Here is a 21712-nt window from a genome sequence, read left to right on the forward strand (position 1 = left end):
CCCGCGAAGGCGGGGACCCAGCGTCGTTGCTCTGATGCTCGTCATTCCCGCGAAGGCGGGAACCCATGGACGTTGCTCCGGACAATCACGCCACTTCGCGCCAGCGGTAATACCTCCGGTCGGCGAGTTCGAGCAGATCCAGGTCTTCGTGCGTATCCCCATAGGCATAGATGACCGGAAAGCCGGCCAGGTCGTAACGCTCGCGCACGCGTCGCGCCTTCTCCTCGCCAGCGCACTGCTCGCCGTCATAGCGGCCGGTCATGACGCCATCATTGGATTCCAGCGATGAGCACAAGAGCTCCAGGCCGTGCTGCGCGCACCAGTGCGACAGATACAGATCGAACGCGCCGGAGACGACCACGACCTTGTCGCCCTGCGCCTTGTGCCAGGCAATGCGTTCCAGCGCCTTCGGCCGCAGCACCGCCGGCAGCACCTCGCGCGCGAAGCGCTCGCCCGCCGCCTGGACATGGGCCAGGTCGGCGCCGCGGAAACCGAAATCGACCACGCGCGAGCGCACGCGGTTGGCGCTGACCATGCCCAGCTTGTAGCCGACCAGCATCGGCGCCAGCACGATCCGGCCGATGGCCAGTCGCCTGGGGGCAACTGCGTGGCCCATGAAGTCGGCGAACATCGCGCGCGTGGTGATGGTGCCGTCGAAATCGAACAGGGCAAGGTTCACGGGGGAATCGTCCTTGAGTCTCCCTCCCGCGGGGGGAGGGAGCGGGTGTGGGGGCAGCGCAAGCTTAGACATCCCCGGTGCCTGTGTGCGACCCTCCCCCGCAAGCCCGGACCGATGCAAGCCCAATGACGGAAACCGCCAGCACCGCCCCCGATACGTCGCAACGGGGCGAGGCCGCGCTGGTCCGCTCGCTCGGATCCTTCCAGCTGGGCGCTTCGATCATCAACATCATCGTCGGCGCCGGCATATTCATGCTGCCGGCGTTGCTGGCCGCGCGCATGGGCAAGGTCGCGCCGTTGGCCTTCGTCGCCGGTGCCGTGGCGATCATTCCGATCGCGCTGTGCTTCGCCGCCGTCGGCAGCCGCGCCTCGGCAACCGGCGGGCCCTATACCTACGTCACCGCGTGCTTTGGCCCGTTCGCTGGCTTCCTCACCGGCGCCCTGATGTGGATCTGCAACGTCGCCTCCAGCGCCGGCGTCGCCGCGGCGCTGAGCAGCCAGGTCGCGCAAGCCTTCCCGCAGTTCTCGCAGCCCTCGCCGCGCGCGCTGCTGATCGCCGCGGTGTACAGCGCGCTGTTCGCGCTCAACGCGTTCGGCGTCAAGCTTGGCGCGCGCATGATCGTGATGCTGGCGACGTTGAAGCTGACGCCGTTGTTCCTGCTGGCGACGCTGGGCCTGTTCTTCGTCGACTGGCAGCAGGTCAGCTTCGACTGGACGGCGGTGCCTTCCTGGCCGGCGCTGGGCTCATCGCTGGTGCTGGTGGTGTTCGCCTACGCCGGCATGGAAACCGCGCTGGTCCCCTCGGGCGAGGTGCGCGACCCCGCCAAGCACGTGCCACGGGCGACCATGAGCGCGATAGTGATCGTGGTCCTGCTCTATATCGGCATCCAGGCTGTGTGCCAGGGCGTGCTCGGCGCCGACCTGCCGGCCAGCGACGCGCCCATCGCCGACGCCGCCCACGCGTTGTGGAACCCGGGCCGCACCTTGCTGCTGGTCACCGCTTGCGTGTCGATGCTCGGCTTCCTGATGGGCAACCTGTTCTCGTCGTCGCGGCTGCTGTTCGCGCTCGGTCGCGACGGCTTCCTGCCGCGGCCGTTCGGCCTGGTCGACCTGCGCCATCGCGTGCCGATGCTGGGCCTGTTCGCCCATGCCGGCGTGGCCATCGTGCTGGCCGTGGCCGGCAGCTTCGAGACGCTGGCGCTGATCTCCGGTGGCGCGATCTGCCTGGTGTTCGCCGCGGTCGCCGTGTCGGCCTGGCGGGCCCAGCAGATCGATCTGCGCGGGCAGGGCGAGCCGCTGGTGCTGGTCGGTGGCCCGCTGGTGCCCGGCGTGGCGGTGCTGACCATGGCCGCGATCCTGGCCACGCTCAGCGAGAACGAATGGCTGGCCATCGCGCTGTCGCTGACGGCGCTGGTGATGGTCTATGCCGTGCTCGCGGCGATGCGCGGGCGCGGTGCGCGCAAGTCGGCGATCTGAGGCCCACGCCCAAAGACGGCAGCCTCAGCCCCGGTGCTCCAGCGCCAGGTACTCGGCCGACTGCATCTCTATCAGACGCGAGGCGGTGCGCTCGAATGCGTGGGCGAGCTTGTTGCCGGCATACAGCGCGGTCGGAACCACCGCCGCGGTGCAGACCAGGTTGACGTGGCGGTCGTAGAGCTCGTCGATCAGGTGGACGAAGCGTCGCGCCGGGTCGTCGTTGCTGCCGTCGAACAGCGGAATGGAGCCCACCAGCACCGTGTGGCACTCGGTGGCGATCTCGATGTAGTCGCTGGCCGCGCGCGGGCCCTCGCACAGCGCGGCGAAATCGAACCAGGCATGGCCTTCGGCCAGTGCCCGCACCGGGATCTCGCGGCCGTCGATGACCAGCGGACCTTCTTCGCGCGGGCAGGTTGCCGTCAACTCATGCCAGCGCTCACCCAGCCAAGTGTCGGACGCGGCGTCGAGAGGCGCGCGGTACACCGGCGAGCGGGTCAGCGCGCGCAGCCGGTAATCGTGGGCGCTGTCGAGATGGAGCACGCGGCAATGCCGTTCCAGCTGCGCGATCGCCGGCACGAAGCTGGCGCGCTGCAGGCCGTCCTTGTAGAGGTTGCGCGGTTCGGTGTTGGACGTGGTGACCAGTGCCACGCCCTCGGCGAACAGGCGCTCGAGCAGGCGGCCGAGCAGCATCGCGTCGCCGATGTCGTTGACGAAGAATTCGTCGAGCACCAGCACGCGCAGCTCCTGCCCCCACTGGCGCGCGATCGCCGACAGCGGATCGCTTTCGCCGGCATGCGCGCGCAGCTGCGCATGGACTTCACGCATGAAGCGGTGGAAATGGGTGCGGCGCTTGCCGATGGTCGCATCGGCGCCCTTGCCCTCACCCCACCGTTCGCTTTGCGAACGGCCCTCCCCTCTCCCGCCATGCGGGAGAGGGGCATCGGCGCGGCCTGTGGCCGCATCCATGTCCAACGACTCATAGAACATGTCGATCAGGAAGGTCTTTCCACGCCCCACGCCGCCCCACAGGTACAACCCTTTCGGCGCCTCCTGCTTGCGCCCGAGCAGCCTGTCGAGCAGCCCGCGCTTGCGCGGCGCCAGCAGCGTGGCATGGACGCGGTCGAGTTCGCGCAACGCCGCATGCTGGGCGGGATCGTCGTTCCAGTCGCCGCGGGCGACTCCGGCGGCGTACTGCTTGGACGGCGACGCAGGCGCGGCCAATGGCTCGGTGCTCATGCGTCCTGCGGCGCCTGTTCCAGTGGCAGGTAGGGCTTGACGCCGTGCTTGATCACGCCGCGCAGATCGATCAGGCGGCGATGGAAGAAGTGGCTGGTGTCGGGCATTTTCACCAGCTCCGGCGGCTGCCGCAGCTGCTTGAGGCTGTCGATCCAGGCGTAGACCGCCTGCGGGTCGACGATCTCGTCAGATTCGCCCTGGATCACCAGCCACGGGCACTCCGGCGGCACCAGCGTGCTGAAGTCCCAGCTGCGGCCGGCGGCCGGCGGTGCGATCGAGATCAGCATGCCCGGCTTGAGTTCGGCCGCGCACTTGAGGGTGATGTAGGAGCCGAAGCTGAAACCGGCCAGCCACAGCTGCGCGTCCGGACGCTGCGAACGCACCCACGCGGCGACCGCGCGCAGATCGTCGGCTTCGCCGTTGCCGTGGTCGAAGTGGCCGGTGGAGGCGCCGACGCCGCGGAAGTTGAAGCGCACCGTCGCCACGCCCGACTCGCGCAGCGCGCGCGCCGTCATCGTGACGACCTTGTTGTGCATGGTGCCGCCGTCGGTCGGCAGCGGATGGCAGACGATGGCGACGACCGGGCGCGCAGGCGCCTCGGCCGCTTCAATGGTGGCTTCGAGCACGCCGACCGGACCGTCCAGCAGCAGCGTCGTGGCGGCGGCGGTGGGGAACGCGGGACTGTTCATGCGGCAATGATACGGGGCGCCGGGTTCAGTCTCCGTAATCCCCGTGGTGTAGGAGCGAGCTTGCTCGCGATCGGGCGCATCCGGGCCGTCGATCGTTCCCGCATCGGACCCGCCCGATCGCGAGCAAGCTCGCTCCCACGAGTGCGAGGGGGTCAGCGTTGGCGCAGGTCGAAGCCGAGCAGCAGCGGATCGTGATCGGAACTGCGCCACGGCCCGGGGCCAGCGGCACCCGCACCATGACCGGCACGATAGCCGGCGCCGTCGGGCTCGTCGGCATTGCTGTGCCACTCTGCCGCTCCACGCAGGCGCTGCGCCAGGATCGGGCTGAGCAGGGCGTGGTCGAGCCGGCCCAACTCGCCGTCATAGACGTAGCTGTAAGGCGAGGCGACGCCGGCAACGGCGAACGCGTCGCGCCAGCCGGCATCTTCCAGCAAGCGCAGCGGCGCTTCGCGTGCGTAGGCGTTGAAGTCGCCGACCAGCAGCGTCCGTGCGCCACCGTGGTCGGTCGGATCGCGCTTGAGCCAGTCGTCGAGCAGGCGTGCCGATTCGCTGCGCGTCGCGTTCCAGCACGCGGCACCGTCGCCCTGGTCGCGGTCATCGGCTTCGGCGCCGCTGCAGCCCTTGGACTTGAAATGGTTGGCGACGATGACGAACGCGGCGCCGTCGACGCGACCGGATTTCATCGGCACGAACGCCTGCGCCAGCGGCACACGGCTATGCGGACCGAACGGGCCTGCCTGCAGCGTCGCCGGTTTGCCCTGGGTGCGCACGCGGTCGCTGCGATAGATCAACCCGACCCGGATCGCGTTGTCGCCGGGGCCCCGGCCGGCATCGACGTAGCGCCAGGTGCCGCCATCGGCATTGAGCGCATCGACCAGCGAGGCGATGCTGGAGTCGCGGCCGTAGCCGTCGTTCTCCAGTTCCATCAGCGCGACGATGTCGGCATCCAGGCCGTTGATCGTGGCGACGTGCTTGGCCAACTGCGCGGTAAGTTCGGCCGGTGTGCGTGCGCCGCGCGGAGTCGGAAAACCGCCGCCGTGGCCATCGCCGTTGAACAGGTTCTCCAGGTTCAGCGCGGCCACGCGCAGGTCGCCCGGCACCTGCGGCGGTTGCGGGCGCGCCGTCGCCTGCAGAGTCGGCGCCGAGCCGAGCTGCAACCGGTAGCCCGACTGCGCCTGGTCGAGCACGCCGGTCACGCCGTCGAGGCGACTGCCGCCGCGCGCCTGCGCCAGTCCGGCGGGCCATGCCGCCGTGCCGTCGTTCGCCTCGAGCCAAAGCTGGCGTCGCGCATTGTCGGCAACGACGGCGCGCAGTGCATCGCTGCCAGGCTCGGCGCGTTCGGCGGGCTGCCACAGCCGCTCGCCGACGCTGGCAAGGACGCGGCCGTGTTTGCCCAGGTCGCCACCGTCGGCCAGCAGGAGCGGTGCATCGAAGCGCAGCGTCATGCCTTCGAGGCGTTCCCAGTCCGGAACTGCGCCGGCGACCGCGACCGGCGTCAGCTCGCCGCGTCCGAGCCGCTGCACCTGCGCCTGCTCCAGGGCGGTGCGGCTGGCACGTCCAATGGCCTGCTCGACGACCACGCCGCGCACGCGGACACGATCGCTGGGCTGGATGGCGCCGTTGGTCTGCGCGTCGGCCACCAGGATCGCGTCCGAGGTCGCCTCGTCGCCGTCGCCGGCATCCTGCACGAACCAGCCACCGGCGGTACCGTCGCGCTGGCTGACGACCCCCTCGACCGTCACCGTCTGTCCCAGCAGCGGACTCTGCTCGCCGGTTCCTTGCACGCGACCGATGGCGATGGCGCCCGTGCCGGCACCGGGCAGAGTGCTGCAGCCGGCCAGCAGGCACGGCGCCAGCAGCAGGACGAAAGCGGTCGGGCGGGTACGGGTCATGGCGCGTCTGGCTGAGGGCGGTCGCGCATTATCACGAGCGCAGGCGACAACGGCTTGTCGCCTGCCCGCCAGTTCATTCGGTCCAGAGCCTGCCCCGGAAACGACAACGCCGCCCGAAGGCGGCGTCGTTCGAAGCAGGTCGGGGCCGACTTACTTCAGGTTGCCCAGCATCCAGTCGACCGTGGCGATGACCTGCTCGTCGGTCAGGGCCGGGTTGCCGCCCTTGGCCGGCATCACGCCGGCGGTGCCGGTGAAGCCTTCGATGGCGTGCTTGTGCAGGGCGTCCTTGCCCTTGGGCAGGCGCTCGGCCCAGTGGGCCTTGTCCAGCGTCGGCGCGCCGCCGGCGCCGGAGGTGTGGCAGCCGGTGCACAGGTTGTTGAAGATCACCGAGCCGTCGGTGGTGCCGCCGTAAGCGACCTGCGAAGCGGCCTTGGCAGCGGCAGCGGCCGAAGCAGCGGCCTGGGCCGCGGCACCGGTGGAACCGGCGTAGACCGCGCCGACCGGCGCGATGCGCTCGGCGGTGCGCTTGGCCACGTCCGGGTTGATTTCCGCCGGCAGCTGGTCGTGCACGTACATCGCGGCGACCATCAGGCCCACGGTGACCAGCACCAGGAAGCCGATCACCATCGAGAATTTCTTAAGGAACTCAAGGTCGTAATTGCGCACAAACCCACCTGTAGCGCATGCCGGGTCGGGCACGCGAAGCCTTCGACGAAGGAGTGATCGGGGACCCGGCCACATCCAAAACCGCGCCAGTATAAGGCCCGCCTCCTTGCAGGACAAAGGTCGTTGCCCGCTGGCAGCGCGACTGGGACCGATCATCCATCCCTATGGGCCAGCTCCCAGCTGCCCCGCGCTGCGTTCCAGGCCGCGAAGAACGGCGCCGGCGACATGCTCCGGGAAGCCCGGAAGCAGCATTGACTCGATCTGCGCAACGACCCGCGGCGTCTGCTCCACGAGCTCACGCAGGAGGCCCTGCATGACCGTTGCGTCGACACCGCAGGTCTGCGCCGTGGACAGCCAGTGCCGAGGCTGGATGGCGGCCCAGCGATAGTGTCGGTTCCGGGAGATGGCGGCCATGGCCATCCTGGCTTTCTCCGGCGCGAGCTGATTTGCTCCGCGGCCGATGAGCGGCCACGCCGAAATCACGTCGTAGAGGGGGGTAAGGCGAAATCGTCCTTCGGGTTCGATTGCGACGCTGAAGTTCTTGGCGTGCCCATCGGTGGCACACAGCAGCCAGAAGACCACCTGCGTCTTGAGGAACATCAGGCGATCGTGTCCGGCCAGCCGTGAACCCAGCAGCAGTGCCATGATGTCCCGGACGCCGGGCCCTCCATCGGCCTCGTATTTCAGGGAGGGCGGCACATCGAGTGCCTGACAGAGGTCTTCCTGCGGCAGCCTCAGCCAATGCGAACCATCCGTCGCCAGGCGCCGGTCGAAGCGTTCGACGATCAGCGCCTTCTGCTCCTCGAAGTTCCCGATTTCCGTGCGCGCAACAGGCAGGCCGAACGCTGCCACGATGCGACTGCATAACCATTCGTTCTCGACCGACGTGGTCAGGTCGCCCTGGAAGTTTCCGATGCGCCCCAGGGGCAACTTGAAGATATGGGTCGTGGGCGTGGTGTTTAGCGGACGTTGCCATCCGCCTTCATGCCAAAGCAGGGCGGTCTTCTCCTGGGCGCCGGCCAGGGAAATGCGCAAGTCCGAGGCATCGCTTCCGGCCCCACCGGCCACAGGCGTCGCCCGCAGCAGGTTGGCGACCTGGGATTCGGTCAGCTTCTCACCGTCGATCCGACGAACGCCTTCCGGCGCCAGCCCTTCGGGCAACAACTGGACCGCGCCGACGCAATCCCGCCCAACCTCGGCCAGCAGGTCGAAGGCCCGGGCGGAAGCGGTGTGGAACCGGCTCTGCATCCGCTGACGGATCTCGCGGCTGTCGGGCAGGAGGTTGTCGAACCATCCTTCAACGACGGATCCACGATAAGGCGATCGGGCTCGCAGCGGCATGGAAAGCGAGAGTGGGCGGGACTCGGGTTGGTCGAGCCACTGCGTCGCATACGCAAACTGATGCTCCCCGTTCGACAGCTGCGCCCACGTGCCAACCTGCAGCCCGTTCATCCAGACACCGAGCGCTTTGCGCTTACGCGGACGAGGCACGGTTCACCACTCCGTCTTGCCGGACGTTGTCGCCGCCAGTCCCGACTTTGGTTGCAGCACCAGTTCGACGTCCAGCGCCGACAGCAGCTTGAACAGGCTCGCCACGCTGCTGCGCCCTGGATCGGATTCCAGCACGGAGATGGTCTTGGGGAGCAATCCCACCTTGGCGCCCGCCTGCTTCTGGGTCAGATCGCATGCGTCGCGTCGGCCCCGCAGGACGGCGGCCAACTGCGCGGGTGACGCAATCACGGCGTTCCGGTCCATATCCCCTCCAGGGTATTTTTTCGATTTATACCCCGCGGGGTATAAATCGTCAATATACCCTATGGGGTTCCTGGAGCCGATGCCATGGACGCCGCGCCCATAGCTCGCAAACCGGGTCTTGGACCCGGCACAGATTGGTCACAAAGGAGTTTGGCGCGCCCGGAGGGATTCGAACCCCCGACCAATGGCTTCGGAAGCCACTACTCTATCCGGCTGAGCTACGGGCGCCTGGCTAAGATCCTGCGCGAATGGCCTGACCGGATGAATCCGATCACAGTCGCTCCGCGCGGGGCTGGCATTCTAGCTGCAAATGCCCGGCTACGGGCTGCCGCGGCCGGTCCGGAGCCGCATTTGGCGCCATCGGGGCGCCAATCAACCAACAACCGACCTCGCATCGGTCAGAATCTGTCGCTGGACTATGAGTTACGAACGCTTCGAAACCCCCGCCGTCGCCCCGTGGAAGGCGCGCCTGTCGCTGTACTGGCAGCTGGTCCGCGGCGACCGCCCGATCGGCTGGCTGTTGCTGCTGTGGCCGACCTGGTGGGGCCTGTGGCTGGCCGCCGAGGGCATGCCGCCGCTGTGGACCCTGTTCGTGTTCAGCGCCGGCGTCTGGCTGACCCGCTCTGCCGGCTGCGTGATCAACGACTACGCCGACCGCTGGCTCGACCCGCACGTCGAGCGCACCAAGGAGCGCCCGCTGGCGACCGGCGCGGTGCGCGGGCGCGAGGCGCTGGCAGTGTTCGCTGTGCTGATGCTGGCGGCTTTCGCACTGGTGCTCACCCTCAACCGCCTGACCGTCTGGATGAGCTTCATCGGCGTGCTGCTCGCCGCCAGTTACCCCTACCTCAAGCGTTACACCTACCTGCCGCAGGTCTACCTCGGCCTGGCCTTCGGCTGGGGCATCCCGATGGCCTTCGCCGCCGTGCGCGGCGAGGTGCCGGCGCTGGCCTGGCTGCTGTATGCGGCCAACATCGTCTGGGCGACCGCCTACGACACCTGGTACGCGATGGTCGACCGCGACGACGACATCCGCATGGGCAGCAAGTCGACGGCGATCCTGTTCGGCGAGCTCGACCTGGTCGCGCAGGGCGTGCTGTACGCGCTGTTCTTCAGCGCACTGGTGCTGGTCGGCCAGCGCGCCGGCATGGGCTCGTACTACTGGGCCGGCGTGGCGTTGGCCGCGGCGCTGGTCGTGTACGAGTTCGTCATTGCCCGCGCCCGTGACCGCAAGGCCTGCTTCCGCGCCTTCCTGCACAACCACTGGGTCGGGCTGGTCGTGTTCGCCGGCATCGCCCTCGACTTCGCCTTGAGGTAGGAGCGAGCTTGCTCGCGATCAGGCGCAACCGGCATGGAAGCGCCTGATCGCGAGCAAGCTCGCTCCTACACGGGGAGCAAGGGCCGCCTCAGAACGCCCGGGCCAACTTGCGCAGGCGGAAGCCGGCAATGATCTGCAACACGCCGTAGACCAGCGCGACCACGCCGATCCACAACGCCACGGTCACCAGCCCCGCCGCCGGGTGGACGAAGAACATCACGCCCAGCGCGATCGCCAGCACGCCGCTGAGCGCGATCAGCCATTCACCCTCGATCTCCTTGCGTACGCGGATCGCCAGCACGATGCGCCAGATGCCCGCGACGACCAGCCACACCGCCAGGAACAACAGCAGCACGCCAGCGACCGCCAGCGGATGCGCCACGGCGACAAGGCCGAAGGCGATCGAGGCGATGGCGTACAGCGCCAGCCAGCCCTTCGACACGGCCACGTCCTTGCGGAACAGCGCGATCACGCTGATCACGCCTTCGGCCAGGGCCATCACGCCGAACGCCCAGGCGATCGCCACCGCCGTGCTGCCGGGCCATACGAACGCGCTGATGCCGAACAGCACCGCGATCACGCCGTACACCACCAGCACCCACCAGCTGCGTCCCAGGCTTGCCAACAGTCCCGTGCTGCTCATCGCCGATCTCCGTGTCCGTCGTGGCCGGCAGGGTGAACGCAGGCCGGTCTGGGGGGTGTGAAGCCCGAATGCATGTTCGTGACTGGCGCCGGCGCCGAAACTGCGCTGCAACACGTGGTTCAATCACGCCACCCAGTGCCGGAGCCTGCCCATGCGTCGCCTGTGCCTGTCGATGTTCCTGATCTGTGCCGCTTCCAGTGTCCAGCCCAGCCACGCACAGCAAGCGCCGACGCGCGAACACTTCGCCCCGTCCGGCTGGGAAGACTCCTATCACGACATCCACTACAGCCCGGTCGTGCGCATCGGCGATCGCGTGATCATCTCCGGCATCCCCGCCGCGGTGGGCGATACCGACGAGGCGAAGGTCCGCTGGGCGTTCCAGCAGATGCAGGCGCACCTGGCGACGGTTGGCGCGACCATGGCCGACGTGGTCGAACTGCAGAGCTTCCATGTCGCGCGCGACCACGAGGAGTTCCGCCGCGTCGTCGAGCCGGTGCTGAAGGTGCACCGCGAATTCTTCAAGGACCACTACCCGGCGTGGACGGCGGTCGGCACAACGGCGCTGTTCTCCAAGGGCGCACCGATGGAGATCCGTGCCGAGGCGATCATCGGTTCGGGCGCCCGTGCCAAGGCCGATATCGCCAAGCCAAAAAAGGAATGACGGTGGGAGGGGCTTCAGCCCCGATTGGGCAGTAGCTGCCTCATCGGGGCTGAAGCCCCTCCCACCGGTCAGTGGATCGACTGGCGGCGCAGCAGGCGCCAGCCGATCAGCAGTTGGAACGCGCCATAGAGCAGCGCCCCAAGCGCCACCCACAGCGCGATCGTAGCCAGGCCGATGTCGGGCTTGGCCAGGAACAGCACGCCCAGCGCGATCGCGAGGGCGCCACTGAGTGCAAGCAGCCATTCGCCGCTGACCAGTTTGCGCAGCAACGAAGCGAACACCAGCCGCGCGACACCGGCCACGATCAGCCACAGCGCCAGCAGCCACAGCATTGCCTCGGCCAGCCACATCGGTCGATACAGGGCGAGCACGCCCAGGCCGATCGACGCCATCGCGTAGGACAGCAGCAACCAGTTCGGCAGCGCGATGTCCTTGCGGAACACGCTGAGCAGGCTGACCGCGCCGTCGATCAGGGCGAGCAGGCCGAAGGCCATCACCATCACCTGCACGGTCCGCTGCGGCCAGCTCAGCATCGCCACGCCGAACACCAGCGCGATCACGCCATACAGCACGAACACCCAGCCGCTGCGCGACACCGAATCCTGCGCCATCCTGCCCATCGCCCGCTCCTGTCGGTGAGTCGCAGCAGGGATACGGCGCGGACGCGGCCAGGTCAAGTCCGAACGAATTCCGCCAGCGGTGCGTAGTTGCCGGAGTCTGCTGCGCGGATCGCTTCCAGGTAGGTCCGTCGCACGCTATCGGATGGGATTCGCCGCACGCCCCAGGTAAATGCGGCGGCGCCATTCTGTGTCAGGTAATAGTCCGCCATCAGGCGCGCACTGCGCCCGTTGCCGTTTGGGAACGGGTGAATCGCCGTGAGTCGGTGGTGCAGCCGACATGCCTGCTCGTCCAAGGGATAGGTATTGAACTCACGCCAAGCCAGCGTGTCGTCGAACAACTGGCGCAGTTGCATGCTGATCTGATGGGGCGCCACCCCGATGTTGTGCTCGGTGGTGCGATAGGTTCCGGCCCAGGTCCAGACGAGCCCGAACATGGCGGCATGCAGCCCGCGCAGGAATGGATCGCTCGCCACTTCCTCCCGCCGACGCAACGCAGCGTCAGCCCATGCATAGGCCAGATTGATGTTGTCGCTCTCGACCACGTTGAGGTCGCCGCGCGTGGCCACCCAATTCGGAATCAGGCCGTTGGCCTCATCACGATCAAGTGGCGTCTGCCCGTCTTCGACCTCGTCATTGGCCTGCATGCGTGTTTACTCCTCCCTACGCCAGAGTTTGCGGTCAGGAACGAGAAGCTCGGCTTGCGCACGCAGGTGTTCTTGTTGCTGGGCGTCATCCACTTCTTGAGCCTCAAGTCGCATGTTCTGCCGAGTGCGCTTCTGCATGGATATGAGGATCGCCAGGCGCCGGTCAGCCACGATCTCCTGCAGCGGCTGGCGAGGTACCAGGGCATAGACCACGTCGCACCCCAATGCATCTGCTGCTCGGTACAGCGAATCCAGCTGAATCGTCCGACGGCGCTCGTTGGCCTCGAGCTTCGCGGCCGTGGCCCTCGTGACCCCGAGCCGATCGGCGAAGTCCTGCACGGACATTCCCAATGCCTCCCGAATGGCCGCTATCCAGCCGCCACGAGGAACCGCGCGGATTCGGGGGCCTGCCTCACGGAAGGCTCGGCCCGTCTCATCCAGCTGTCGTCGAGCGAGCGACAGCATGCTTTTGCGCGATGCAGGAGTAACTGCCATATCGACCTCCGACCCGTTTTGCCCGGTGTGCGCGGCCGGCGCACCGCTTGCACAATGGATGCCTATAGGCATCCTTTCATCGCCGGATTGGATGCCTGTAAGCAGCGAATGTCAACAATAAACGATTCCTATAGGAATCTATCAACGTCGATTAAGGATGCCTATGGGCATCGAAAAGCGCCGGGTCGCCAGCATGGAGCAGGCACTGCGGGATGACCCCGTGCCCTCCGAGACTCGATGAGCCTCGCCCGGCCTCATTGGCCCTGACGGGCCGCAGCCGCATGGGCCAGCCCGGTCACCACGCCAAGCGACGCATCCCCGCTGACGATCTCCGCGCCGGGGAAAACCTCCCTCACCGCCAGCGGCACGTAAGGCGAGCGCGACATGCCACCGGTGAGGTAGACGACTTCCGGCTCGTAGGGCAGATCCGCCCTGGCGCGGCGCATCAGATCGCCAAGATGGCGCAGGAACGGGCTGGCCGCATCCTGCAGCCGCTCCTTGTCGAGGTGCACCTGCAGCCCTTGCTCGATGTAGTCGAGTTCGAACTCGAACCGGTCCTCGTCGCTCAGGCGGATCTTGGCCTGCTCGACGGCGCGGTTCAGGCGGACGGTATGACCGGGGTGCTTGAGTTGCTCCAGGCGCTCGCCGTAAGGGGCCTGCACATGCTTGAACGACGCGTGCTGGAACCTGCTCTGCCGCTCCAGGTCATGGACGGTCGAGGCCTCGTAGTAGCGATGGACTGCCGTCGGCGTTACGCCCTTGCCGAACAGCGCCATGACGCCGCGCATGCTCAGCTCGATGTCGACGTCGGTGCCGCCGACCGGATCGCCCCACGATCCATCGATGACAGGCGCCGCGCCCGCCCCGCCGACGTGGGCAAGGGCGATGTCCGTCGTGCCGCCGCCGATGTCGAGGATGAGCGTCCGACGCGGCGTGGCCACGGCACGGTGATACCCGTACGCCGCCGCCGCCGGCTCTTCGAGGAATTCGACGGAGTCGAACCCGGCGGCATACGCGGCATCGGTGAGGATTTCCAGTGCCTGCACGCCGCCCGCCTCCTTCATGCTGCTGCGAAAGCGCACAGGCCGGCCCATGACGGCAGCGCGCACGTCGGTGCCGAGCTGGGCCGATGCCGTGGTGCGGATATGGCGCAGCAGCTGCGTGGCGATCCGCAGCAGTGCCTCGCGCGCATTGCCTTCGAGCTTGTAGCCGAGCATGGACTTGGGCGAGACGACGAGATGGCCGGTGCCGCTGACCATGTACGCCTTGACGGCCTCGTCGCCGTAAAGCGCGTTCTGCACGTCGGCGCCGGCCTCCATCGCCTTGCGGATCTCATCGGCCGCCCATTGCCGGCGCACGGCAACGACCGCGGCGCGGTGCATCTCGTGATCCGATTGCCTGCGCGCCGTCGGCACCAGCGCGAGCGCTTCGGCGCGAAGATGCGCCGGCCGCTTCATGGCTTCCTCGCGCAGGCGCTGCACGCGTGCCTGTTCCTGGCTCTGGTCGCGCTTCGCACCGGCGACGAGCGCTCTCACCTGATCGTCCAGCTCCGGGGTCAGCTCGAACTGGGTGACATCGGGCATGCGCAGCGGGAAGAACACCGTCGTCCGGAACTGCCGGTCATCGCCGAAACGGATCAGATGAAGCTGCCCGTCGACCACCGCGCCTGCTGCCGAATAGCTTGTTCCGAAGTCGATTCCAATCCGCATCGCGCTTGCTCTACTGGTAATGCACTGCCGTTCGTGACCCGCCAGTTTGACTTGAACGCACCGCGCTGACGAACCCTGCCTGTCAGACCACCCGCGCGCACACCCACACATCGATCCGCGCCACGCCCGCGCGCTTCAGGGCCAACGCTGCGGCGCGCGCCGTGGCGCCGGTGGTCATGACGTCGTCGATAACGGCGACATGCGCCGGCAACACGGCATCGGCACGGGTCGCAAAGGCGTTGCGCACATTGCGGCGGCGACCGTCGACATCCAGTGTCGACTGCGCCGCGGTGGCGCGTCGTCGCAGCAGCAGGTCGTCGCGCAGCGGCAGCTGCAGCGAATTCGCCAGCGGCCGCGCCAGCTCCAGCGCCTGGTCGTAGCCGCGACCGCGCAGACGCGAGCGGTGCAACGGCACGGGTACCAGCGCCTGCGGCCGCTCGGCATCAGCGAGGGCGCGGGCCATCAGCGCGGCCAGCAGGCGGGCACTGGCCAGGTCGCCATGGAATTTCACCCGCGGCAACAGCCGGTCGATCGGCGCGGCGTAGATGAAGACCGCGCGCGTCCCGGTTTGTGGCGGCGGCCGCCGCAGGCATGCGCCGCAGTGCGTCGTGGCGATCGCCAGTGGCAGGGCGCAGCGGCTGCAGGCTTGGCGGTTGTAGGGCAGGGCGGCATGGCAGGCCCTGCACAGGTCCAGTCCGTCGTCACCCGACTCACCGCAAAGCAGACAGCGCGAAGGCCACAGGGCCTCGCCGAGGCGCCGCAGCCAGCCTCGCGGAGCCCCGTCAACTGCGTCGCCCCCTGTTTGGTTGACAGCGTCCATCACCCTTTCCAGACTGCCGGCCCTGTCCCGCTGCAACCGTCGGAAAAGCCCCATGTCAGCCGTCAGCGTCCCGCCCTCCGCTTCCGCCGCCTCCCATCCCGACCTCAGCGCAGTGCGACATGACTGGTCGCGGGCCGAGGTCCGCGCCCTGTTCGATCTGCCATTCCCGGAGCTGCTGCACCGCGCCGGCCAGGTCCATCGCGAGACCTTCGACCCAGCCGAAATCCAGGTCAGCACCCTGCTGTCGATCAAGACCGGCGGCTGCCCCGAGGACTGCGGCTACTGCCCGCAGGCCGCCCGATACCACACCGGTGTCGAGGCGACCAAGCTGATGAGCACCGAGGCGGTGATCGAGAAGGCCCGCCAGGCCAAGGCCGCCGGCGCCAGCCGCTTCTGCATGGGCGCGGCCTGGCGCTCGCCCAAGGACCGCGACATCCCGAAGGTCGCGGCCATGATCTCCGAGGTGAAGGCCATGGGCCTGGAGACCTGCGCCACCTTGGGCATGCTCTCGGGCACCCAGGCGCAGGCGCTGCGCGAGGCCGGCCTGGACTACTACAACCACAACCTCGACACCGCGCCGGAGTTCTACAACCAGATCATCCACACCCGCGAGATGCAGGATCGGCTCGACACCCTGTCCCACGTCCGCGACGTCGGCATGAAGACCTGCTGCGGCGGCATCGTCGGCATGGGCGAGTCGCGCGAGCAGCGCGCCGGCCTGCTGCAGACCCTGGCCAACCTGCCGGCCCACCCGGACTCGGTGCCCATCAACCGCCTGGTCCAGGTCGAGGGCACCCCGCTGGCCGGGGCCGAGCAGCTGGACCCGTTCGAATTCGTCCGCACGGTGGCGGTGGCCCGGATCCTGATGCCGCGCTCGATGGTCCGCCTGTCGGCCGGCCGCGAGGCCATGAGCGACGAATTGCAGGCCCTTTGCTTCCTGGCCGGGGCAAATTCCATCTTCTACGGTGAGAAATTGCTGACGACCGGTAATCCCGACACGGAGCGGGATATGGCATTGTTTGCCCGACTGGGCCTGCGACCGATGCAGGTCACTCAACAGGGGACCACCGTGCACGCCGATATCGTCGAACCACTCGACGTCGATCCGTCGTCTCTTCGCCCGACCTGCGCGGCCTGACCGTGGCCCGGGCGACGTGGCGTGAGCGCATCGACGCAGCGCGCGAACAGCGCGTCGCCAGCGCGCGCGTCCGCGTGCGCCGCACGGTCACCCAGCGCGATGGCGCGCGCTGCGTGGTCGACGGTCGGTCCCTTCTGAACTTCTGCGGCAACGACTACCTCGGCCTGTCGCAGCACTTCGCCGTGGTCGGCGCATTGCAGGACGCGGCATCGCGGGAAGGCGCCGGCGGCGTCGCCTCGCACCTGGTCTGCGGCCACCATGCGATCCACGACGCGCTCGAACGCGAACTGGCCGACTGGCTCGGCGCGCCGCGGGCGCTGCTGTTCGGCAGCGGCTACCTGGCCAACCTGGCGGTGATCCAGGCCCTGCTCGGCGACGAGGACGTCTGCGTCCAGGACCGCCTCAACCACGCCAGCCTGATCGACGCCGCGCGCCTGGCCGGCTGCCGCCTGCGCCGTTACCCGCATGCCGACGCCGAGGGTGCCATCCGCCAGCTGCGCGGCATGCCCGAAGGCATGGCGATGATCGCCACCGACGGCGTCTTCAGCATGGACGGCGACGTCGCCCCGCTGCGCGAGCTGGCCCTGGTCGCCCGCGTGCAGAAGGCACTGCTCTATGTCGACGATGCCCACGGCATCGGCGTGGCCGGCCCGGACGGGCGCGGCACCGTCGCCGCGGCCAAGCTCGGCAGCGCCGACGTGCCGTTGCAGTTGGCCACGCTGGGCAAGGCCCTCGGCGGCTACGGCGCGGCCGTGGTCGGCGACGCCGACCTGATCGGCCATCTCACCGAAACCGCGCGCAGCTACATCTACACCACCGCGCTGCCACCGGCCCAGGCCGCGGCGACGCTGGCGGCGGTCAAGCTGGCCCGCAACGAACACTGGCGCCGCAACAAGCTCGAAGAGCTGACCAGTCGCTTCCGCGAGCGCTCGCAGCGCCTTGGCCTGGACCTGCTCGATTCGCAGACGCCGATCCAGCCGGTGATGTGCGGCGACGACGACCGCGCGCTGGCGATGGCGCAGTCGCTCGAGCAGGCCGGCTACTGGGTCGCCGCCATCCGCCCGCCAACCGTGCCCGAAGGCCGCGCGCGCCTGCGCGTGACCCTGTCGGCCCTGCACGGCGCCGGCGATGTCGACGGCCTGGTCGACGCCATCGCTTACGCCCGAGACCGCGCCAACCACGGCCGGACCGGCCTGCCCGAGCGCGGCCTCGCCCTGGTTCGATGAGCGGGCAGCGCGATCTCGCGCGCCTGCTCGCCGGCTTGCAGGTGGCCGCACGCGAGGGTGAGTTCGTCTTCGTCAGCCGCCCCGAGCCCGATCCGGGGCTGGCCGCGCTGGCTGACGCCAGCGTCCGCGAAGACGAAGGCATCACCTATGTGCTGGCCTGCGCCAAGGCCGATGCGCTGCGGCTCGATTATGGTTTCCGCGCGGCCTGGCTCAGCCTGGGCGTGCATTCGGCGCTCGATGCGGTCGGCCTGACCGCCGCGGTCGCCACCGCGCTGGCGCGGCACGGCATCGCCTGCAACGTCCTTGCGGGCTTCCACCACGATCATCTGCTGGTCCCCACGGAGATGCGCGAGGACGCGCTTGCGGTGCTTTCGGCGCTTTCCGTGCAGGCAGCGGCGCCGTGAACCCGGATAATCCGTCCGGCTAGAACTCCGGTCACCGGAACATCCCCCACGCCGCAAGGCAACTGTTCCAAGGCAACAACATGTACATCCAGACGCGCGGGCAAGGTCCCGCGCTGGCAATGATCCACGGCTGGGCCATGCACGGCGGCTTGTTCGCGCCCCTGGCCGATCGCCTGGCGGACCGCTACACGCTGCACCTGGTCGACCTGCCCGGACACGGCCATTCCCGCGACGACGCCACGCCGCTGCAGCCCGAAGCACTGGCCGCCGAACTGGTTGCGCGCGTGCCCGACGCGGTCTGGCTGGGCTGGTCGCTGGGCGGGCAGTTCGCACTGCGCGCCGTGCTGGATTTCCCCGAGCACGTCCGCGGCCTGATCATGATCGCCTCGTCGCCGCGCTTCGTCGCCGGCACGGACTGGCCGCACGGCGTCACGCCGCAACTGTTCGGCGATTTCGGTGACGCCCTGCGTCGGGATTTTCGCGGCACGCTCGAAGGCTTCCTCGCCCTGGAGGCGCTGGGTTCGCCGCACGCGCAGGAAGAGCTGCGCAGCCTCAAGGTGCAGGCGTTCGAGCGCGGCGAACCGGCCGGGCGCGCGCTGCAGCAAGGCCTGACGCTGCTCGACGGCCTGGACCTGCGCGCCGAGCTTGCCGAGCTGCGGGTGCCGAGCCTGTGGATCTCCGGGCGCCGCGATCGCCTGGTCCCGGCAGGTGCGATGCCCGCTGCGGCGGCATTGGCGCCGGACGCGCGCAGCGTGGTGATCGCCAATGCCGGGCATGCGCCGTTCCTGGGCGCGACGGATCAGGTGGCAGGGGAAATCGATGCCTTCATGGACGAGGTAAGCCGTCATTCCCGCGAAGGCGGGAACCCAGCGACTTTGACCTCCCCTGTAACCGAGGCAACGCCACTGGGTCCCCGCCTGCGCGGGGATGACGGGTCGATGGACGATCGAGATGTGGCGCAGGTGCTGGAATGACCGAACTGTTCGACCACCGCCAGGTCCGCCGCGCGTTCTCCCGCGCCGCACACGGCTACGACAACGCCGCCGCATTGCAACGCGAAGTCGCTTCGCGCCTGATGGAGCAGCTGGACTACCTCGACGATCCCGCGCTCGATCGTGCACCGCCGCAAGTGGTGCTCGACATCGGCTGCGGTCCCGGCCACGCCAGCATCGCCATGCAGAAGCGCTGGCCGAAGGCACAGGTGGTCGCGCTCGACCTGGCCCTGCCGATGCTGCGCGAAACGCGCCACAACGCCGGCGACTGGCGTCCGCGCTTCCTCGGCGGAGCGCGTCCGGACGCCATCTGCGCTGATGCGCGCGCTTTGCCGCTGCGCGACGGCAGTGTCGACGTGCTGTTCTCCAACCTGTGCCTGCAGTGGGTCGAGGACCTGCCGGCGGTATTCGCCGGTTTCCGCCGCGTGCTCAAGCCCGATGGCCTGATGCTGGTGTCGACGTTCGGTCCCGATACCCTGCACGAACTGCGCGGCGCCTTCGCCCAGGCCGACAACGTGCCACACGTCAGTGCATTCGCAACGATCGCGCAGTTCGGCGACGCGCTGATCGCCGCCGGCTTCAAGAACCCCGTGCTCGACCGCGACGAGTTCGTGCTCGGCCATGCCGACCTGGGCGAGCTGATGCGCGAGCTGCGCACGCTCGGCGCGACCAACGCCAACATCGACCGTCGCCGCAGCCTGACCGGCCGCGAGCGCTTCGCCCGCGCCGCGCAGGCCTACGAGCCGTGGCGGCGCGACGGCCGCCTGCCGGCGACATGGGAAGTGATCTACGCACACGCCTGGGGTCCGCAACCGGGCACGCCGATCCGCGTCGGCGGCGTCGACGAAGTGCAGGTGCCGGTGAGCCGGATCCCGATCAGGAAACGCACATGACGATGCGCCGAGTCGCGCTGGCCGCGGTCGCCATTGCCCTGGCGTCTGCGTTCTTCTTCACCTGCACCTACGTGCTCAACCGCGCTGCCGCGGTGGAAGGCGGACATTGGGCGTGGACGGCATCGTTGCGCTACCTGATCACGCTGCCGCTGATGCTGCCGGTGATGCGCTGGCAGGGCGGCATGGCGCCGGTGTGGCGCGCGATCCGCGCGCACCCGGGGCCGTGGCTGCTGTGGAGCGGGATTGGCTTCGTCCTGTTCTACCTGTGCCTGAGCTTTGCCGCATCCAGTGGGCCGTCGTGGCTGATTGCAGGCACCTTCCAGCTCACCGTGATCGCCGGGATGCTGTGCGCGCCGTTCCTCTATCGCGATGCGCGCGCACGGATACCGCTGCCGGCGCTGCTCACCGGCCTGCTGGTCGTGGCCGGCGTGCTGCTGATGCAGTTCGGCCACGGCGGTGGCGGCCTGGATCGCGACGGCTGGATCGCCCTGGTGCTGGTCGCCGTATCGGCCTTCGCCTACCCGCTGGGGAATCGCGGCCTGCTGCTGCATCTGGAGAGGGCCGGCGTCGAGCTCAACGCCACCCAGCGTGTGTTCGGCATGACCCTGGCCAGCCAGCCGCTGTGGCTGGCGGTGGCGGCGCTGGCCTGGACCGGCACCGGGCTGCCATCGGCCGGGCAGGTCTGGCTCGCCGGCGGTGTCGCCCTGGGCGCCGGCGTGATTGCCACGATCCTGTTCTTCCAGGCCACCGGCATGGTCCGCAACGACCCCACCGCGCTGGCCGCGGCCGAAGCGATGCAGGCGGCCGAGATCCTGTTCGCAACCCTGATCGGCGTGCTGTGGCTGGGCGAGCAGTGGCCGCAAGGCCGTGCGCTCGGCGGCGCGGTCCTGGTGGTGGTAGGCATCGTCGTGTTCAGTCTGGTCGCCGCACGCGCGGCGGCCGGCGACCGGCGCGCGACGCAGGAGCTTCGCAGCGACCGCGGCGCGTAGGGCAGGTCTTGTCATCCCGAGCGCAGCGAGGGATCTGTTTTCCGCAGTGGAGCTTTCCGATGTGGGGCAGCAGGTCCCTCGCTGCGCTCGGGACGACATTCGACTGGTTCGGCGTTGCCTTGGCGGACACGTTCAGGTGCCCTTGGTTAGATTCCCACCCATGCCGCCCATCACCCGCCTCGCTTTCCGCCCGCTGCTGGCCCTGTCGCTGCTCGCCAGCGCGCCTGCATTCGCCCAGGACCCTTTGCTCGAGCAATGGGGCATCGATGCCGGAGCACTCCTCGGCGACAGCCGCCAGATGCTGCTGCGCGCTCCCGATGCCAGCGTCGACGGCCTGTTCCAGGCCATCCATGCCGGCGCGCAGTCGCCGCAGGACGCGCGGGTGATGTGCGAGCTGTTCGACCCGCAAGCCGAGCGCACCGTCGACGGTTACAACCAGATTGCCTCGCAACTGAGCCAGCCCAGCCGCGTACGTTTCGCCAATGCCGTCGCCGACTTCTTCGTCGCCTCGGCGCAGAACCCGCCGCAGCCCTACGACCCGGCCCTGGCGCAGCAGGCATTGAAGGCCGCGGGTGTCCGCGCCGCGATCCTCAACGACGGTTTCCTTGCCGGGCTCAACGGCAACGATCATCCGGCACGATGCCGCTCGGTCAGCGCACTGCTCGATGCATTGCAGACCCGTCCCCTGACCGAGCGGGCTTCGGTGATGCGCCTGCTGCTGAGCCAGGGGCTGGACTACCTGGCCGTGGCCGGGGCCGCACGCTGACCGGT

At 68.7% G+C, this 21712-nt stretch carries 22 protein-coding genes, 1 tRNA gene and 1 pseudogene; 10 read left to right on the plus strand and 14 right to left on the minus strand.

The genetic code is table 11. From position 1 onward, the window contains the following. Positions 1-85: 85 nt before the first annotated feature. Positions 86-679, minus strand: coding sequence for an HAD family hydrolase (locus AC3A3X_RS16665; RefSeq protein WP_487584120.1), 594 nt, complete (start codon positions 677-679; stop codon positions 86-88). Between the two features lie 125 nt (positions 680-804). Between AC3A3X_RS16665 and AC3A3X_RS16670 the strand changes: the two genes are divergently transcribed. Beyond that, entirely contained in the window at positions 805-2154 is a 1350-nt protein-coding gene (locus AC3A3X_RS16670; protein WP_487584121.1) for an APC family permease, read from the plus strand. 24 nt (positions 2155-2178) lie between these two features. Here AC3A3X_RS16670 and zapE read toward each other — a convergent pair whose 3' ends face one another. The 7 genes from zapE to AC3A3X_RS16705 all read right to left on the minus strand — a co-directional run bounded on the left by zapE (position 2179) and on the right by AC3A3X_RS16705 (position 8620). Next, positions 2179-3390: a cell division protein ZapE gene (gene zapE / locus AC3A3X_RS16675; RefSeq protein WP_487584122.1), complete on the minus strand. Its 1212-nt coding sequence runs from the start codon at positions 3388-3390 to the stop codon at positions 2179-2181. Further along, positions 3387-4079 carry an alpha/beta hydrolase gene (locus tag AC3A3X_RS16680; protein ID WP_487584123.1) on the minus strand — a complete coding sequence of 231 codons (693 nt, stop codon included), beginning with the start codon at positions 4077-4079 and terminating at the stop codon, positions 3387-3389. Before AC3A3X_RS16680 ends, zapE begins: the two co-directional genes overlap by 4 nt. 152 nt (positions 4080-4231) lie before the next feature. Further along, entirely contained in the window at positions 4232-5971 is a 1740-nt protein-coding gene (locus tag AC3A3X_RS16685; RefSeq protein WP_487584124.1) for an ExeM/NucH family extracellular endonuclease, read from the minus strand. Between the two features lie 150 nt (positions 5972-6121). Then, complete coding sequence (locus AC3A3X_RS16690; protein WP_487584125.1) at positions 6122-6637, minus strand: c-type cytochrome; 516 nt, start codon at positions 6635-6637, stop codon at positions 6122-6124. Between the two features lie 162 nt (positions 6638-6799). Continuing rightward, positions 6800-8089 carry a type II toxin-antitoxin system HipA family toxin gene (locus tag AC3A3X_RS16695; protein ID WP_487584126.1) on the minus strand — a complete coding sequence of 430 codons (1290 nt, stop codon included), beginning with the start codon at positions 8087-8089 and terminating at the stop codon, positions 6800-6802. A 42-nt stretch (positions 8090-8131) separates the two neighbouring features. Further along, on the minus strand, positions 8132-8392 hold the full coding sequence (locus tag AC3A3X_RS16700; RefSeq protein WP_487584127.1) for a helix-turn-helix domain-containing protein: 261 nt from the start codon (positions 8390-8392) through the stop codon (positions 8132-8134). A 151-nt stretch (positions 8393-8543) separates the two neighbouring features. Beyond that, positions 8544-8620: transfer RNA gene (locus AC3A3X_RS16705), tRNA-Arg, on the minus strand. 190 nt (positions 8621-8810) lie between these two features. On the opposite strand from AC3A3X_RS16705, the gene ubiA reads away from it, so the two are divergent. After that, a complete protein-coding gene (gene ubiA / locus AC3A3X_RS16710; RefSeq protein ID WP_487584128.1) occupies positions 8811-9707 on the plus strand; it encodes a 4-hydroxybenzoate octaprenyltransferase in 897 nt (298 codons plus the stop codon). A gap of 88 nt (positions 9708-9795) precedes the next feature. Here the strand turns inward: ubiA and AC3A3X_RS16715 are convergent, their stop codons facing one another. Further along, positions 9796-10350 carry an HdeD family acid-resistance protein gene (locus AC3A3X_RS16715; RefSeq protein WP_487584129.1) on the minus strand — a complete coding sequence of 185 codons (555 nt, stop codon included), beginning with the start codon at positions 10348-10350 and terminating at the stop codon, positions 9796-9798. 151 nt (positions 10351-10501) lie between these two features. Here AC3A3X_RS16715 and AC3A3X_RS16720 point away from each other — a divergent pair, with 151 nt between their 5' ends. After that, on the plus strand, positions 10502-11011 hold the full coding sequence (locus tag AC3A3X_RS16720) for a Rid family hydrolase (RefSeq protein WP_487584130.1): 510 nt from the start codon (positions 10502-10504) through the stop codon (positions 11009-11011). A gap of 68 nt (positions 11012-11079) precedes the next feature. On the opposite strand, the gene AC3A3X_RS16725 is transcribed toward AC3A3X_RS16720, so the two are convergent. The 5 genes from AC3A3X_RS16725 to AC3A3X_RS16745 all read right to left on the minus strand — a co-directional run bounded on the left by AC3A3X_RS16725 (position 11080) and on the right by AC3A3X_RS16745 (position 15299). Further along, positions 11080-11631 (minus strand): HdeD family acid-resistance protein, encoded by a 552-nt coding sequence (locus AC3A3X_RS16725; protein WP_487584131.1) that lies wholly within the window; start codon positions 11629-11631, stop codon positions 11080-11082. 53 nt (positions 11632-11684) lie between these two features. Continuing rightward, positions 11685-12275 (minus strand): mobile mystery protein B, encoded by a 591-nt coding sequence (locus AC3A3X_RS16730; RefSeq protein WP_487584132.1) that lies wholly within the window; start codon positions 12273-12275, stop codon positions 11685-11687. 6 nt (positions 12276-12281) lie between these two features. Further along, the gene (locus tag AC3A3X_RS16735; protein WP_487584133.1) at positions 12282-12842 is read right to left on the minus strand and encodes a mobile mystery protein A; all 561 of its coding nucleotides are present in this window, start codon (positions 12840-12842) and stop codon (positions 12282-12284) included. Between the two features lie 182 nt (positions 12843-13024). Further along, entirely contained in the window at positions 13025-14431 is a 1407-nt protein-coding gene (locus AC3A3X_RS16740) for an Hsp70 family protein (protein ID WP_487584134.1), read from the minus strand. A gap of 130 nt (positions 14432-14561) precedes the next feature. Beyond that, the gene (locus tag AC3A3X_RS16745) at positions 14562-15299 is read right to left on the minus strand and encodes a ComF family protein (protein ID WP_487584135.1); all 738 of its coding nucleotides are present in this window, start codon (positions 15297-15299) and stop codon (positions 14562-14564) included. Between the two features lie 52 nt (positions 15300-15351). Between AC3A3X_RS16745 and bioB the strand changes: the two genes are divergently transcribed. The 7 genes and pseudogenes from bioB (at position 15352) to AC3A3X_RS16780 (ending at position 21707) form a co-directional block, all read left to right on the plus strand. Further along, positions 15352-16437 (plus strand): biotin synthase BioB, encoded by a 1086-nt coding sequence (gene bioB / locus AC3A3X_RS16750; RefSeq protein WP_487584136.1) that lies wholly within the window; start codon positions 15352-15354, stop codon positions 16435-16437. Positions 16438-16439: 2 nt separating this feature from the next. Continuing rightward, positions 16440-17663: an 8-amino-7-oxononanoate synthase gene (gene bioF / locus AC3A3X_RS16755; RefSeq protein WP_487584137.1), complete on the plus strand. Its 1224-nt coding sequence runs from the start codon at positions 16440-16442 to the stop codon at positions 17661-17663. Continuing rightward, positions 17660-18067, plus strand: a complete 408-nt coding sequence (locus AC3A3X_RS16760) for an ACT domain-containing protein (protein WP_487584138.1) — start codon at positions 17660-17662, stop codon at positions 18065-18067. Before bioF ends, AC3A3X_RS16760 begins: the two co-directional genes overlap by 4 nt. A gap of 80 nt (positions 18068-18147) precedes the next feature. Further along, positions 18148-18906, plus strand: a pseudogene (gene bioH, locus AC3A3X_RS16765) (pimeloyl-ACP methyl ester esterase BioH); the annotation flags it as partial. 131 nt (positions 18907-19037) lie between these two features. Continuing rightward, positions 19038-19952 carry a malonyl-ACP O-methyltransferase BioC gene (bioC, locus tag AC3A3X_RS16770; protein ID WP_487584139.1) on the plus strand — a complete coding sequence of 305 codons (915 nt, stop codon included), beginning with the start codon at positions 19038-19040 and terminating at the stop codon, positions 19950-19952. Continuing rightward, positions 19949-20941, plus strand: a complete 993-nt coding sequence (locus tag AC3A3X_RS16775) for a multidrug resistance efflux transporter family protein (protein ID WP_487584140.1) — start codon at positions 19949-19951, stop codon at positions 20939-20941. Before bioC ends, AC3A3X_RS16775 begins: the two co-directional genes overlap by 4 nt. 160 nt (positions 20942-21101) lie before the next feature. Beyond that, positions 21102-21707 carry a hypothetical protein gene (locus AC3A3X_RS16780; RefSeq protein ID WP_487584141.1) on the plus strand — a complete coding sequence of 202 codons (606 nt, stop codon included), beginning with the start codon at positions 21102-21104 and terminating at the stop codon, positions 21705-21707. Positions 21708-21712 lie beyond the last annotated feature (5 nt).

Source organism: Lysobacter sp. Soil_N_23 (genome assembly GCF_057656135.1).